This is a genomic window from Pseudomonas sp. 20P_3.2_Bac5 (genome assembly GCF_025466035.1).
Lineage (GTDB): Bacteria > Pseudomonadota > Gammaproteobacteria > Pseudomonadales > Pseudomonadaceae > Aquipseudomonas.
The window spans coordinates 219,596-234,323 of record NZ_JANLOA010000105.1 but is presented as its reverse complement, the minus strand read 5'-3'; the positions used below and the strand labels follow the sequence as shown (position 1 = coordinate 234,323).

The following is a 14,728-nucleotide window of genomic DNA, read 5'->3' as shown; positions in this document are numbered from 1 at the left end:
CTTTCATGTCCGGTATCGAAAACTCTCACAGCGATTACGTGGGCGGCTTGTTCCGCAGTCATTACCAGTGGCTGTGCCTGCGTTTGCGCCGGCATCTGGGCGAAAGCGGCGCGGAAGATATCGCCGCCGACACCTTCGTGCAGTTGCTCAGCGCGCCGGGTGTGGAACCGATCCGCCAGCCGCGGGCGCTGCTCACCACCATCGCCCAGCGCCTGATGTACCAGCTCTGGCGCCGCCGCGACCTGGAGCGGGCCTACCTCGAGGCCCTGCAGTTCGACGACGAGGCGCAGGCGCCGTCGCCGGAAGAACTGACGCAAATGATCGAGGCACTGCAGATCATCGACAGCCTGCTCGACGGCCTGCCGGCCAAGGTCAAGGCGACCTTCCTGCTGTCCCAGGTCAACGGCCTGACGTACCCGGAAATCGCCGCGCAACTGGGCATCTCGCAACGCTCGGTGAGCGACTACATGGCCAAGGCCATCCACCGTTGTCTCAAGGCCAGCCTGGAGTGATATGAGCGCTGAACAGGACCACCTGATCGAACAGGCCACCCGCTGGATCGTGCTGCTGCGCTCGGGGCATGCCAGCGATGCGGAACGTCTGGCGTTCCAGGCCTGGCGCGCCCGCGACCCGCGTCATGAAGAACTGTGCCTGCGCCTGGAACGCACCCTCGGGGTGTTCCAGGTGCCGGTCGCCCAAGGGGTTGATGGCAACGTGCTGCAACGCGCGCTGAATGCGCCGTCGAGCCGACGCAAGGTGCTGCAACGGGCGTTGCTCGGCGCCGGGTTAATGATCGGCGGCGGCCTGACCCTCAGCTCCGGGCTGCCGTCGCTGGACAGCCTGAGCGCGGACATCTCGACCGGCATCGGCCAGCGCCAGACCGTGCAACTGGACGACGGCAGCGAACTGGTGCTCAACGCGCAAAGCGCGGCGGACGTGCGCTTCGACGAGCAGCGCCGGCTGCTCAAGTGGCGCGGCGGCGAGGGCCTGGTGCGGGTGGTCAACGACCGCCGCCCGTTCATCGTCCAGACCGACGCCGGCGACCTGTTCGCCAGCGCGGCCCAGGTGCTGGTGCGCGAGCGCGGCGCGCAATGCCGGGTTGGCGCGCTGGATGCGCCGGTGCAGATCGTCACCCGCGGAGGTGATCGCCTGCAGCTCCAGGCCGGGCAGGAAGTCAGCTTTGACCGCTACCGCTTCGGCGTCGTCCAGGCCGTGCGCAACGGCGACAGCGCCTGGGTCAACGGCCTGCTGGAAGTGCGCGACAGCCCGCTGAGCGACGTGATCGAAGCGCTACGGCCTTACCGTCATGGCGTCCTGCGCCTCGACCCGGCGATCGCCGGGCTGCGGGTCAGCGGCCTTTATCGGCTCGACCAGAGCGATGTGGTGCTGGAAGCCCTGAGCCGAACCTTGCCGATTCGCGTGACTCGGCGCAGTGACTATTGGGTGACACTGGTTCCGGCATAAGCCGGTGCGGTGGGCGCGAGTTCAGCGTAACGCCGCGATGGTCTGCATAGCCGACGCAAAAGACACTGGCCGGTGAATTCACGTTTGCAGTTTTTCAGCGCCCATTGCCGCGATTGCCAGTTGTAACTCGGCCTCCTGCAACTGCTCGTGATAATGCTGTTTCAACTCAGGAGCCCAGCCAGCAACTTCATCGATCACTGCCGTCGCCTCGGCCTCAGTCAAGCCGAAGTGACCGACCTGGCTCAGCAGATTGCGTCGCGATAGTTCATGCCCATATCGACCGATACTCATCGCCAATCTGGAAGGCGCGTGCCCTTCAGTCGTGGGCACCACGTCGTACAGGGGAGAAAGGCGCCAGTCGCCATTCTTGAATATCACCGCTGTGTTTTTCGGGTGATCGTCGTCGTTGCCCACCAGAATGTTGAAGCAGATTCGTTTGAACAGCTCCTGCCGGTCACCTTCGGGCACGTTGCGCCTGGTCATTTCGTCGACCAGATAGCCGTAGTGCCATTCTCTCCCCCAGGCGGAGGGTGTGTTCCAGTCGCTATCCAGCAGTGTCAGTCCGCTGATCATGGGGATGCGATGGAACCGGCCGTCCGTAGTCGGCTCGCGGTCAAACCGGTCCACCAGCAGCGTATTGACTCGACCACGGTGCAACGCCACGCCAGCGGTATTCAGACCTTTGCGGGCGGCGAATGACATGCAAGCGTATTCAAGTGAGGGGATGTCATAGCGATCATGACGGTCCCTCGGTTTGGCCAGAATCAGCCGTTCCGTGTGAAGCAGCGTGCATTTCGGGCGCGCGCCGCCGAGCGACGAGCGTTGCTGCAATGTGGCTCTGGTGGCTTTGTCGGCCTCGGGCGGGAACCCTCCCTGGATCCCATCGGCAAACTGTATGAAATCGTCGAGTTGGGTGAGGTTCGCCAGCCCTGTTTGGCCCACACCCTCGGGAGGGACTCTTGCTGTCCCGACCATCAGGCTGCCGGTTCGATCGTGGTTCGGTGACTTGAGCAGGAAGCCCACCGCATCAAGCTCGCCGTCGTATTCCCGGATGGCCAGTCGTTCTCCCCAACCGTCCGGGGCGGCATCCCTGATGAAGCCCGGTATGCCACGGTTTTTGGTGATGTTGCTGTAGGGCTGGGATCGCAGTGGAAAACGCACAGGGTCCGGAACCCAGCCACCGGCATTGACCCAGTCCGGGTTGTAGACGAACTCGCCGATGCCGCTACGGACTTCCAGGCGGCCCAGTGTGCTGACGTCATCCGAGCCGGGGATTTGCATGTAGATGTACACGGAAGCCATCAGAAGTCTTCCTCGGAAAATTTCCTGAGACGGACGCGGTGCTCCGTGGCACGCGGAGCAACGGTGGGAACACCGGGATCTTGAAAGGCGTCGTCCAGCAGCCCCAAGTGCCAGAGGGCTGTCATGTAGCTGCGTATTTCGACACTTGGAGCGCCGGACTCGATCTTGCCGAGTGTCGCCGTGGAGAGGCCTGTTTGCGCTGCAAGGTCTTTCTGGCGAATTTTTCGCTCCAGGCGTCTGGTTTTGACCAGAAGCCCAATCTTTTCGAGCCTGTCAGCGCAGGCCAAGGGAAAAATGCTCGTCATAAGAGCTCTTTTGAGAATGCTTAATTGATTTAAGGTCGACTATAGCAGCTCTTATGTAACGGTGAATTTCGTCAGCCCCCTCAGCTTTGCACCCGGTTCTAATCCCATAACCAATCGATCTGCAAGATTTCCCGTGCCTGCGCCACACCTTTCCCGTAAGCGCTGCCGAGGGAGCAGCGTCGTTTGATTCCGTGGGGGGAATCGTTGTGCGCAAGAGCAAACACAAGATCCAACGCAACACGACATCCGCAACCGGTGCCATCGCGTTCAGCCTGCTGCTGAGCGGCATGGCGTTCGCTGACGAGGCCCGGCAGAACTGGCATATCAATCCCGGCCCGCTCGACGAGGTACTGCTGAGCATCAGCCGGCAGAGCGGCCAGGTGATTTCCTTCACCCCGGAGCTGGGCCGTTATTCTTCGGCGCGGGTCGACGGCAACCTCTCCGCCGAGCAGGCGATCAGTGCCGCGCTGCGTGGCACCGGCCTGGAGCTGGAAGTCAGCCCGACCGGCGCGTTCATCATCAAGGACAACGGCGCCGAACCCGCGGCGACCACCGCCGCCAGCGCCAGCACGGTGGCGCGCAATCAGACTTCCGCGGCCAGCGTGCCGACCCTGGACCGGGTGGTTGCCATCGGCACCCGCCGCAGCGACGCCACCGCGTTGACCAGCGCCGCCCCGGTGGATGTGATCAACAGCGAAGAGTTGGTGCAGACCGGCGCGACCACCCTGAACCAGGCGCTGTTCCAGTTGCTGCCGTCGTTCAACTTCCCGCAGAACCAGAGCGCCACCCGTGGCCAGAACCCCAAGGGCGCTTCGTTGCGCGGGCTGGCGCCGGACCAGACCTTGGTGCTGGTCAACGGCAAGCGCCGGCATGCCTCGGCGGTGGTGAACATTTCCAGCGGCGTGCCGTTCATTGGCGCCCAGCCGGTGGACCTGGACATGATCCCGATCAGCGCTATCGACCACGTCGAAGTGCTGCGCGACGGCGCCTCGGCGCAGTACGGTTCCGACGCGGTGGCCGGGGTGGTCAATATCGTGCTCAAGGAGCGCGACACGGGCGGGCAGCTCAATACCCAGGTCGGTCAGTACGGCCAGGGTGACGGCTTCAACAAGAGCGCCGATGGCTGGTACGGCATCGGCCTGCCGGGCGATGGTTTCCTGACCCTGAGCTTCAACGGCGTCAACAGCAAACCCACCGATATCGGTGACAGATACGTCGCCGACGGCAAGCTGCAGGACCCGCGCTGGGGCGGTGCCGGTCGCGACAAATACAACCTCGCGGCGAACGCCGAGGTTGGTCTGAACGATCAATGGCGGCTGTACAGTTTCGCCACCTTCGGCCAGGACAAATCGATCAACAACACGCCGCCGCTGCTGGCCTCCAACCCCAACAACGTCGCGTCGATCTACCCCAACGGGACCATCCCGAAGTACCGCTTCCGCTACGAAGATTCCTCGCTGACGGTGGGGTCGCGCTTTGAAGACGAGGTCATCGGTCGCCTCGATATCAGCGCCACCTATGGCCGCGACAAGCACGACGAGCTGGCCTTCGACACGGTCAACCCGAGCTACGGCGCCAGCAGCCCGACCAAGTTCGACGTTGCCACCCTGATCAACGAACAGACCAACGTCGGCATCGACTACACCAAGGACCTGCCGGTGGCCTGGTCGGACAACCCGCTGACGGTGTCCGCCGGCGTCGCCTACCGCCACGAGGAGTACACCCTGGAGGCGGGCGACTACGACTCCTATTCCTACGGCGGCATCGACGGTGTGCAGGTCGGCGCGGTGCAGGCTTCCGGGCTGACACCGGATGATGCGGGCGTCTACAAGCGTGATGTCGGCGGCGTGTACTTCGGCCTGGAAAACCAGCTCACCGAGAAATTCCAGGTGGGCATCGCCGGGCGTACCGAGCACTACTCGGACTTCGGTTCGGCCACCACCGGCAAGCTTTCGGCGCGTTACGAACTGACCCCGCAAGTGGGCCTGCGGGCCACGGTCAACAGCGCCTACCGCGCGCCGACCCTGGGCCAGATCGGCACGTCCTGGACCACCACCACCAACGTCGATGTCAACGGCAACCCGGTGCTGACCCGCATGCTGCCGGTGGACCACCCGGCTGCCCAAGCGCTGGGCGCCGAGGCATTGAAACCGGAGAAATCCACCAACTACTCGCTGGGCGTGGTGTTCCGGCCGAGCGAGCAGGCTTCGCTGACCATCGACGCCTACCAGATCACCATCCGCGACCGCCTGCTCTACAGCGGCGGCATCTCCGGGCCGGATGCCGAACGCATCCTCGCCGCCGCCGGCTACGGCCAGTACAGCTGGGCGCAGTTCATGACCAACGCGGCCAACACCCGGACCCGCGGTGTCGACATCGTCGGCAAGTACAACCTCGACCTCAAGCAGTTCGGCAGCCTGGCGCTGTCGGCCGGCTTCACCAAGGCGCGGACCACCATCGAGTCGGTCAATGCCAGCCCTTACGGCTTCGACATCCTGACTCGCGAGGCCCGTGGCTTCCTTGAACACGGTTACCCGGAAAGCAAGCTGGTGCTCGGCGCGGTGCATCGCTACGGCCCGTGGACGGTGAGCCTGTCCGAGACCCGCTACGGCGAGTACCGCAAATACGCGGCCTCGGCGACCAACGCCCAGTACGACCAGACCTTCTCGGCGCAGTGGAACACCGACCTGGACGTGAACTACGCGTTCACCAGGCAACTGAAACTCTCGGTGGGCGCCAACAACCTGTTCAACAGCAAACCGGACGACTTCAACCTCCGCCTGCGCCAGACGCCGGGGCAGCAGTACAGCTACCTCGCGCCGTCGGCGCCGGAGGGTGCGTTCTATTACACCAAGCTCACTTACGACTTCTGATCTGAGGCAGCGCTGCAGCCTTCGCGAGCAAGCTCGCGCCTACAGGGGACGACCGTGTAGGCGCGAGCTTGCTCGCGAAGGGCCGCAGCGCGGTCCCTCCGTGCACCGAGGCACACCATGAAACCACTGAAAACCCTCCTGGCCGGCTCGCTGCTGACCCTGTCCCTGCTCACCCACGCCGCCGACAAACCGCAACCCATCCACTTTGGCGACATCACCTGGGAAAGTGGCAGCCTGATTACCGAGATCCTCCGCACCCTGGTGGAAAAGGGCTACGGCTACACCACCGACACCCTGCCGGGCAGCACCGTCAGCCTTGAAGCGGCGCTGGCGAAAAACGATATCCAGGTCATCGGCGAGGAATGGGCCGGACGCAGTCCGGCCTGGGTCAGGGCCGAAGCCGAAGGCAAGGTGTTCGGTCTCGGCGACACGGTCAAGGGCGCCACCGAAGGCTGGTGGGTGCCGGAATTCGTCATCAAGGGCGACCCCGAGCGCGGCCTCGCGCCGCTGGCACCGGAGCTGAAATCGGTGGCCGACCTGCCGCGCTACGCCCATGTCTTCAAAGACCCGGAATCCCCCGACAAGGGCCGCTTCCTCAACAGCCCCACCGGCTGGACCTCGGAAATCGTCAACAGCCAGAAACTCAAGGCCTATGGGCTCACCGACAGCTTCGTCAACTTCCGCACCGGCTCCGGCGCGGCGCTGGATGCCGAGGTCGGCGCGTCGATCCGGCGTGGCAAGCCGGTGCTGTTCTACTACTGGTCGCCGACGCCGCTGCTGGGCCGCTACAAGCTGGTGAAGCTGGAAGAACCGCCGTTCGACGCCGAGGCCTGGAAGACCCTGTCCGACACCAACAACCCCAACCCGCGCGGCACCCGCTCGATGCCGGCGCGCCTGGCGATCGGCGTGTCCGCGCCGTTCCGCACGCAGTACCCGGAGCTGGTGGCGTTCTTCGAGAAAGTCGATTTGCCCATCGATCTGCTCAACCAGACCCTCGGCCAGATGGCGGAAAAGCGTCTGCAACCCAAGGCCGTGGCCCAGGCCTTCTTGCGCGATCACCCCGACGTGTGGCGTGCCTGGCTGCCGGCGGATGTGGCGGCGAAGGTGAGCGGGAGCCTGTGATTGCATGAGCACACGACCGATCTACATCGACTTCCTTAACGGCCTCGACGTGGCCGAGCTGAACCTGAACAACGATGAAATCCTCGCCGCCGTCGAAGCCGGCCTTGCCCTTCAGGGGCACGGCGCGGCAGTGATCGAGCCGCGCACCCATCTGATTCCGGGCGGCGCCATCAATGGTCATTTCAACGTGCTGCGCGGCGTGCTCGGTGGTGATATCGGCCGCGCCGGGGTCAAGGTGGTAGGCGATTTCGTCGACAACTACCAGCAAGGCCTGCCCTCGGAGCTGGCCATCCTCAACCTGCTGGACCCGGCCACCGGCGTGCCCCAGGCGATCCTCGACGCCTCGGCGATCACCGACATGCGCACCGGCGCGCTGACCGCCATCGGCGCCCGGCACCTGGCCAATCCGCGCAGCAAGGTGCTGGCGCACATCGGCGCGCGTGGCACGGCGTACTGGAATGTGCGGCTGCTGGATCACCTGTTCGACTTCGACGAAATCCGCGTGCACTCGCGCCGGGTCGAGAGCCGCGAAGCCTTCGCCGAGCGCCTGCGCCGCGACCTGGGCAAGCCGGTGATCGTCACCGAAGACTGGGAAAGCGCCGTGCGCGGCGCCGACATCGTGGTCGAAGCCTCGCGCCTGCAACGGCCCGAACCGCTGCTGCGCACGGAGTGGATCAAGCCCGGGGCGTTTGTCGTGCCCTACGGCACCATGAGCGCGGTGGAACTGTCGCTGACCGACATCATGGACAAGCTGGTGGTGGACGACTGGGGCCAGTGCAAGGGCGGCCAGTTCGGTTCGCTGCGGGCCCATGTCGAGGCCGGCAAGCTCAGCGAGCAGACCTTGCATGCCGAGCTCGGGCAGATCGTCGCCGGACTGAAACCCGGTCGCGAGCACCCGCAGGAAACCATCCTGTTCTGGCACCGCGGCCTGAGCCTGAGCGATATCGCCCTCGGCCATGCGCTGCTGGAAAAGGCCCGTCGGCTGGGTATCGGCCAGCGGCTGCGCTTTGCATGAGCGCGCTGGAACTGGGGGTTGATGGCCTCGCGTTATCTCAGTTGCTGGCGCTGGTGGACGACGACGTGCCGCTGCAACTGAGCAGCTCGGCGCGTGGCCGCATCGAGGCCGGGCATCGCCTGTTGCGTGAGCTGATTGCTGCCGGTGAGCCGATCTACGGCGTGACCACCGGGCTTGGTGCGGCGGTAGATCAGGCGCAGGCGCTGGACGATGTGGCGTTCCAGCAACGCATCGCCGCAGGCCGGGCGGTGGGTGTGGGGCGCCTGGCCCAGCGGCGCGAGGTGCGGGCGATCATCTGCGCCCGTCTGGCCGGGTTGGTCCAGGGCCGTTCCGGCATTTCCCTGGCCAGCGCCGAGCGCCTGCTCGACCTGCTCAACCATGGCATCCATCCCGAAGTGCCTTTGCTCGGTTCCCTGGGCGAAAGTGATCTGGCGCCATTGGCCCATCTGACCCTGGCGTTGCAGGGGCAGGGCTGGGTCGAACACTGCGGAGAGCGACTGACGGCGGATGAGGCCCTGCGCCGGGCTGGGCTCAGTCCGATCGTGCCGCGGGACAAGGACGGTCTGGCGCTGGTCTCGGCCAATGCGGCGAGCATCGGCCTTGGCGCCTTGCTGGTGATCGAGGCAGAGCGTGTGCTGGCGCGGCAACTGGCGGCGCTGGCGTTGTCTTGCGAAGGCTACCGCGCCAGCCTCGCGCCGTTTCAGCCCCGGGCCGCTGGTCTGCGTCCGGCGCCTGGGCAGGTCGAGGCGGCGGCCGATTTGCTCGGATTGCTGGCGGGCAGCGACTTGAACGACCCGTCGCACGCACGACGCTTGCAGGACCCGTTGAGTTTCCGCTGTTCGACCATCGTCCTCGGCGCCGCCCGGCACGCCTGGGCGTATGCCTGCGAAGTGCTGGAAATCGAGCTGGCCAGCGGCGCGGACAATCCGGCGCTGGTGGACGAAACCCGGCAGGTGCTGGTGACCGCCAACTTCGACAGCACGCACCTGGCCTTGGCCTTTGAAGGGCTGGGACTGGCGCTAAGCCGGGTGGCGGTGGCGAGTGCCGAGCGCATGGCCAAGCTGTTGTCGCCGTCGTCCAGTGAACTGCCGCGTTCGCTCAGCCCGCGTCCGGGGCGCGTCGGGCTGGCGGCGTTGCAGCGCACGGCGGCGGCATTGGTGGCGGAGATCAGCCATCTGGCCAATCCGATTCCGGCCATCAGCGTGCCGGTGGCTGACCGCGTGGAGGATTATGCCGGGCAGGCGCTGGCGGTAATCGAAAAGACCCGCGCGCTGCTGCAACGGCTGGAATGGCTGACCCGCATCGAAGCGGTGATTGCGGCGCAGGCGGTGGACCTGCGCGGCGAGATTCGTTTGGGCGAAGGCGTGCACCGGGTGTACGAACAGGTCCGCTGTCGGGTGCCGTTCGTCGATGAAGACCGGGCGGTGGAGGTGGCAGGCGACGAATGGTGGTCGCCCGATTAATGCCGGGTGGCGCTGGTGCCCCAGCGATTGTCACGCCGACTGTGGCGTGCACCTTCTTCGGTCATGGCCGCGAGGATGTCCATGGCGCTGTGGCCCTGCTCGATGGCGATGCCGAAACGCACGCTGTCGATCAGTCGATCCAGGCGCTGCGGGTCGTTGCGCTGGGCCGAGCTGATCAGGCGTTTGGCGACCACACCGCCGGTTTCGTTGGACAGCGTCAGCATGATGCTGCCGTCCAGCCGCTCGATACTCAGGTTGACCCGGTACTGCGCCGAAAAGGCGGCGCTGATCTGCTGAAAGGGATTGTGCATGGTGCTCACCTGACAAATGACGTGCATCGATTGACTGGCCTCGAGGCGGGTAGTTCAGATCAGGTTGCAAGGGTCGGGCCGGACGGTGGGGTGCCGGTACATAAAAAAAGCCCCGGGCCGCAAGGCCAGGGGCTTTCTCTACCGTCCGCGTTACCGCGTGATTATCAGCTCAGGCGAGCCTGTTCGTTTTCCAGGAATTCTTCCTGCAGCAGACCATCGGCATCATTGGCACTGCTTTCCTGCTGGGTGACTGCGCGTTTGCTGCGCTGCTTGCCGTAATGGTGTTCCAGCGCGTGGTTCAATTTGTCTGCGGCGCCCGCGACAGCCTTCTCCAGCGATTCGGCTTTGTGGGACACGGAAATCGGTTGATGGCCTTTTGGGCGTGCCTCCATCTGGCAGCGTTTGTCATGCGGGCCGGGCTTGTCGCCGTTTTCATCGCGCATGTGGACTTCAATTCGGGTGAGGTCCTCTTCGTAACGTTCGAGCGTGCTTTCCACCGTGCTGCGAACCCACTCGTTCAGCCGGATATTGCCTTGAATATGGTTGTCGCTGTAGACCTGGATTTGCATGGTTCCAATCCTTATTCAGCTAGCTCGCAAGAGACTGACCAGGAGCTTTGCGCTCTGTGGGAATCATTGCCTCTTGACTACAAGGTCAGGCACTTGGACGAACATTTCAACCCCCTAAAAAATAAAAATATTTTGTTTCAAGTGGGTTGGGGAATAGGGTTAGGATCCGGTAGATAAGTTGCATGAGGGCATTTCACTCTTGCCCAGGAAGGGCCGCAACGCGGCCCCCAGGGGCTTCAGAACGCCACGGACGTTTGCAGGTAAACCGTGCGCGGCTCACCCACATACTTGCCCTTGTTGTTGTCGTCGAACGAGCGCGTGAAGTACTCACGATTGAAGATGTTCTTCACGCCCACCGCCACGTTCAGGTTCGACAGTTGCGGACCGAAGTCGTACGCCGCGCGGCTGCTGAACAGCATGTAGCCGGGGATGCGTCCGGTGCTGCCGTCGGCGCTTTCTGCCGAGGTGTTGGCGTTGTCGGCGAACTGGTCGCTCTGCCAGGTGCTGTCCAGGTTCAACTTCCACGGCCCTTCGCTGTAACCCACGCCCAGCGTGCCCTTGTGCCGCGACGAGAACGGCACGCGGTTGCCCTTGTTGGCGCCGTCTTCGCGGATGGTAGCGTCGACGAACGCATAGCTGGCGTACACATCGAAACCGGCCAGCGCCGGGGTCAGCCCGTCGAGCGCATATTTCACGCTGGTTTCCAGACCCTGGTGACGTGTTTCGCCGCGGGCGATGACGCTGTCGTTGGTCTGGTTGCTCTCGTACTGATTGTCGAAGTTGATGAGGAACAGGCCGGCTTCTGCCTGCAAGTTGCCGTTATCGTAGCGAGTGCCGACTTCCCAGGTGCGCGCCTTCTCCGGCTTCACTTCACCCTGGTTCACGCGGTTCGGCATCTGGCTGTACTGCACGCTGCCGAACGAGCCTTCGGTGTTGGCGTAGAGGTTCCAGCTTTCACTCAGGTGATACATCACGTTCAGCGCTGGCAGGGCGGTGTTGTAGCTGCCCTGGTAGTCCTTGCCGGTGAGGTTGTTGTTCTGCCGCGAGTCGATCATTTCGTAGCGGATGCCGGGGGTGATGGTCCACTGGCCGATGTCGATGCGGTCATCGAGGAACAGCGCATGGGCTTCGGTGGCGCCGCGGGTGTCGCGGTCGTTGAGGCTGGCAGTGGACGGCAGGCGATTGGCGCTCACCGCTTCCATGAAGCGCAGTTCGTGGCCGGCCTCGTTGACGTAGCGGTAGCCGAGGCCGACTTCGTGGTGGCTGTCGCCCAGCGCGAAGCCTTGGGTGAAGCGGGTTTCGATGCCGCGCACCCAGTACTCGCGCGGCGACAGCGAAATCGAGTTGCCCTGGCGCAGGTAGCCGCTGCGCAGGGTCTTGGTGAAGAAGCTGTTGACGCTGAACTGGCGCTCGCCTTCCTTGTAGTCGTAGCCGGCGTTGAACATGGTGCGACGGCCCCAGAACTCGTCCTGCAGGCGGGTCGACTGGTACGGATCGGCGTCGTACGCGGCCGTGCTCAGGCCGCCGGGCATCTCGGCTTCGCCCTCGTAGTACTGGGCCATGGCGTGCAGGCTGTTGGCGTCGTCGATCTGCAATTTGCCTTTGAGGATCAGGTCGTCGATCTGCGTGTCGCTGTGCTCGCGCCAGTCGCCACCGCGGGTGCCGGAGTAGAGCAGGGCGCCGCCGAGGCCGTTGTCGGCGGTGCCGCCGGCGAGCAGGTTGGCGCTGCTCTTGAAGCCGTCGTGGCTGGACGACGGGCTGGTCTGGGTTTGCAGGCCGGCCTTGACGGTCGGTTCGTCCGGGATCGCCCGGGTCACGAAGTTGACGATGCCGCCGACGTTCTGCGGCCCGTAGCGCACCGCGCCGCCGCCGCGCACCACATCCACCGCGTCCATGTTGCCCAGGCTGATTGGGGCGAAGGACAGTTGCGGCTGGCCATAGGGCGCGAAGGGCACCGGAATGCCGTCCATCAGCACCGTGGAGCGCGAGGCCAGGCGCGGGTTGAGGCCGCGGATGCCGAAGTTCAGTGCCATGTCGTGGCTGCCGGTGCCGTTGTTTTCCGGCGCGTTGACCCCCGGGATACGGTTGAGCACTTCCCGCGCGCTGCTGGCGCCGGTGCGTTCGAATTCTTCGCGGCGGATCACGTCACGGGCACCGGGGTGCTCGAAGACGTTGTCCTGCGCCGCTTCGCCGAGCCAGTCGCCCACCACGCTGGAAGCGCCCAGCTCGACCGGCGCACTGGCGGCGCTGCTCGATGGTTGCAGGCTGAAGGCGTTGTCGCCCTCGGCGCGGGCGTACAGGCCGGTGCCGTGCAGCAGTGCGGCGAGGGCTTGCTCTGCCGTGAAGTTGCCGCTCAGGCCGTGGCTTTGCAGGCCCTGGGTGAATTCCGAACCGAAGGAAATCAGCACGCCGCTTTCCCGGCCGAACTGGTTCAGGGCGTTTTCCAGCGGCATCGGCGCGATCTGGTAAGTGCGCGCCGGGGTATCGGCGGCCTGGGTCGGGGCGATGGCGCTGAAGGTCAGCAGCAGGGCGAGAGCAAGCGGGCTTGGGCGCAAGGGCATTTCGGGATCCTTGAGAAGTCAGGAGCGGAAGGGTTCTGTCTTCTCTGTCACGCGAGGAGCGGAAAACGGCTCACGGGTTTTGAAAATAATTCACAGCGCAGTGGATTGGTGGTTTGAAAACGCCCATCAGGCGCGGCCTTCCACCGTCACCCAATACCGCGTAAACCGCTTCACCCGCACCGGCAACGCCACTTCCAGTAGATCAAGAATCCGCTCGCTGTCCGCCAGTGGATAACTCCCCGACACCAGCAACCCCGCGACCTTCGGATCGCAATTGAGCTGCCCGCGACGGTAGCGACCCAGCTCGCCGAGGAATTCGCCCAGCGGCATGTGCGCGGCCACCAGCATGCCGTCGACCCAGGCGCCGCTGTTGGCGTCCAAGGCGCGTCTGGCGCTCCAGCCGCTGGCGTCGAAGCGGGCCTGGCGGCCGCTTTCCAGCAAGGCACCATCGAGGCCGGCGCTGCCCTGAAACACCGCCACGCTGCTGTGCCGCGACCACTGGCGAACGTTGAAACGCCCGGCGGAAAGGTCCAGCAGGCCGTCGTCCGTCTGTACCCGCAACGGGCGACTGTCATTGGTCACGGTGAGCAGCAACTCGCCTTCGAGCAGGTGAATCAGGCGCTGCTCGGCGTCGAAGCGCACATCGGCGGCGCTGGCGGTGTTCAGGTGCAGTTGGCTGCCGTCGTCCAGGCGCATTTGCCGACGCTGGCCCAGCGGGCTGCGGTAATCGGCCAGCAGCGGCGTCAGGTTGTGGTTGGCCTGCAGGCCGAACCCGACGGCGCTGCCGGCGCCCAGCAACAACAGCATTTTCAGCGCACGACGGCGGCCGGCCGAGGCGGGCGTCTGCAAGGTGGCATGGGCCAGCGGCGAGGACAGCCCGCCCAGACGCTGGTTGACCCGCTGGATATGCGCCCACGCCCGGCGATGTTCTTCGCTGGCCTGCAACCAGCGCTCCATGGCCAGTTGCTGACGGTGATCCAGCGTGCCGCCCTGGAGTTCGATCAGCCAGTGCACGGCCTGCTCGGCCACTTGATGGGAAAACGCGGGATTCGGTGTGTTCACAGGGCGAAGTAGCAGCGCAGGGCGGCCTTGTTCAGGTGGCGTTTGACCGTCGCCAGGGAAATACCCAGTTGCGCGGCGATTTCGTTGTAGGTCAGGCCGTCGACCTGGGCCAGCAGGAAGGCACGCTTGACCTGCGCCGGCAGGCCGTCGAGCAGGCGGTCCAGTTCGAGCAGGGTATCGAAGATGATCGCCCGGTGCTCTTCCGAAGGCGCAACGTCCTCCGGTAGCTGCGCCAGCGCTTGCAGGTAGGCGCGTTCCAGTTCCTGGCGGCGGTAGTGGTTGAACAACACGCGCTTGGCCACGGTGGTGAGGAACGCCCGCGGCTCGTTCGGCGCCGGCGCTTCGCGGGCCTGGAGCAGGCGCATGAAGGTGTCTTGCGCCAGGTCGGCGGCGCTGTCCGGGCAGCCGAGACGGCGCCGCAACCAGCCGGTCAGCCAGTGGTGGTGATCGTGGTAAAGACCTTCGACCGATGAAGACAGGGCGGTAGGAGCACTGGGCACCGTGGACACTCCGGCGCCAGGATGCGCAACAGAATAAGAATTGTTCGCATTGTATGAGTGAAAGCCGGAATTCGGCAATCGGACGTTGACTGACGGTCCGTAGGAATCATTCGGTCAGACAGTTTTGCGTGTGAGAATCCTTATCATTTATATTGGCGGCCTTTTCCGCCCTGGAATCTCC

Annotated in this window: 13 protein-coding genes; 6 read left to right on the top strand and 7 right to left on the bottom strand. The window is 64.7% G+C overall.

All coding sequences use genetic code 11. The features are described from left to right. Positions 1 to 5: 5 nt before the first annotated feature. Together NTD88_RS19830 and NTD88_RS19825 are read left to right on the top strand one after the other, a co-directional pair. Complete coding sequence (locus tag NTD88_RS19830) at positions 6 to 512, top strand: sigma-70 family RNA polymerase sigma factor (protein WP_262154550.1); 507 nt, start codon at positions 6 to 8, stop codon at positions 510 to 512. A gap of 1 nt (position 513) precedes the next feature. Then, on the top strand, positions 514 to 1,464 hold the full coding sequence (locus tag NTD88_RS19825; RefSeq protein WP_095154491.1) for a DUF4880 domain-containing protein: 951 nt from the start codon (positions 514 to 516) through the stop codon (positions 1,462 to 1,464). A gap of 78 nt (positions 1,465 to 1,542) precedes the next feature. Here the strand turns inward: NTD88_RS19825 and NTD88_RS19820 are convergent, their stop codons facing one another. Together NTD88_RS19820 and NTD88_RS19815 are read right to left on the bottom strand one after the other, a co-directional pair. Next, on the bottom strand, positions 1,543 to 2,766 hold the full coding sequence (locus NTD88_RS19820) for a type II toxin-antitoxin system HipA family toxin (RefSeq protein ID WP_262154549.1): 1,224 nt from the start codon (positions 2,764 to 2,766) through the stop codon (positions 1,543 to 1,545). Beyond that, the gene (locus NTD88_RS19815) at positions 2,766 to 3,071 is read right to left on the bottom strand and encodes a helix-turn-helix domain-containing protein (protein WP_262154548.1); all 306 of its coding nucleotides are present in this window, start codon (positions 3,069 to 3,071) and stop codon (positions 2,766 to 2,768) included. Before NTD88_RS19815 ends, NTD88_RS19820 begins: the two co-directional genes overlap by 1 nt. 287 nt (positions 3,072 to 3,358) lie before the next feature. Here NTD88_RS19815 and NTD88_RS19810 point away from each other — a divergent pair, with 287 nt between their 5' ends. The 4 genes from NTD88_RS19810 (at position 3,359) to hutH (ending at position 9,544) form a co-directional block, all read left to right on the top strand. Then, positions 3,359 to 5,944: a TonB-dependent receptor gene (locus NTD88_RS19810; protein ID WP_262154598.1), complete on the top strand. Its 2,586-nt coding sequence runs from the start codon at positions 3,359 to 3,361 to the stop codon at positions 5,942 to 5,944. 117 nt (positions 5,945 to 6,061) lie between these two features. Continuing rightward, the gene (locus NTD88_RS19805) at positions 6,062 to 7,066 is read left to right on the top strand and encodes an ABC transporter substrate-binding protein (RefSeq protein WP_262154547.1); all 1,005 of its coding nucleotides are present in this window, start codon (positions 6,062 to 6,064) and stop codon (positions 7,064 to 7,066) included. A gap of 4 nt (positions 7,067 to 7,070) precedes the next feature. After that, entirely contained in the window at positions 7,071 to 8,081 is a 1,011-nt protein-coding gene (locus NTD88_RS19800; protein WP_262154546.1) for an ornithine cyclodeaminase family protein, read from the top strand. Continuing rightward, complete coding sequence (hutH, locus tag NTD88_RS19795) at positions 8,078 to 9,544, top strand: histidine ammonia-lyase (protein ID WP_262154544.1); 1,467 nt, start codon at positions 8,078 to 8,080, stop codon at positions 9,542 to 9,544. The genes NTD88_RS19800 and hutH overlap by 4 nt, the downstream gene beginning before the upstream one ends. Here the strand turns inward: hutH and NTD88_RS19790 are convergent. The 5 genes from NTD88_RS19790 to NTD88_RS19770 all read right to left on the bottom strand — a co-directional run bounded on the left by NTD88_RS19790 (position 9,541) and on the right by NTD88_RS19770 (position 14,547). Beyond that, a complete protein-coding gene (locus NTD88_RS19790; RefSeq protein ID WP_262154543.1) occupies positions 9,541 to 9,855 on the bottom strand; it encodes a DUF3509 domain-containing protein in 315 nt (104 codons plus the stop codon). The two genes, hutH and NTD88_RS19790, sit on opposite strands and share 4 nt — an antisense overlap. 164 nt (positions 9,856 to 10,019) lie before the next feature. Beyond that, entirely contained in the window at positions 10,020 to 10,424 is a 405-nt protein-coding gene (locus NTD88_RS19785; RefSeq protein WP_095154499.1) for an HPF/RaiA family ribosome-associated protein, read from the bottom strand. 236 nt (positions 10,425 to 10,660) lie between these two features. After that, positions 10,661 to 12,985, bottom strand: coding sequence for a TonB-dependent Fe(3+) dicitrate receptor FecA (fecA, locus tag NTD88_RS19780; RefSeq protein ID WP_262154542.1), 2,325 nt, complete (start codon positions 12,983 to 12,985; stop codon positions 10,661 to 10,663). A 126-nt stretch (positions 12,986 to 13,111) separates the two neighbouring features. Beyond that, the gene (locus NTD88_RS19775; RefSeq protein WP_262154541.1) at positions 13,112 to 14,047 is read right to left on the bottom strand and encodes a FecR domain-containing protein; all 936 of its coding nucleotides are present in this window, start codon (positions 14,045 to 14,047) and stop codon (positions 13,112 to 13,114) included. After that, positions 14,044 to 14,547, bottom strand: coding sequence for a sigma-70 family RNA polymerase sigma factor (locus NTD88_RS19770; RefSeq protein ID WP_262128152.1), 504 nt, complete (start codon positions 14,545 to 14,547; stop codon positions 14,044 to 14,046). The genes NTD88_RS19775 and NTD88_RS19770 overlap by 4 nt, the downstream gene beginning before the upstream one ends. Positions 14,548 to 14,728 lie beyond the last annotated feature (181 nt).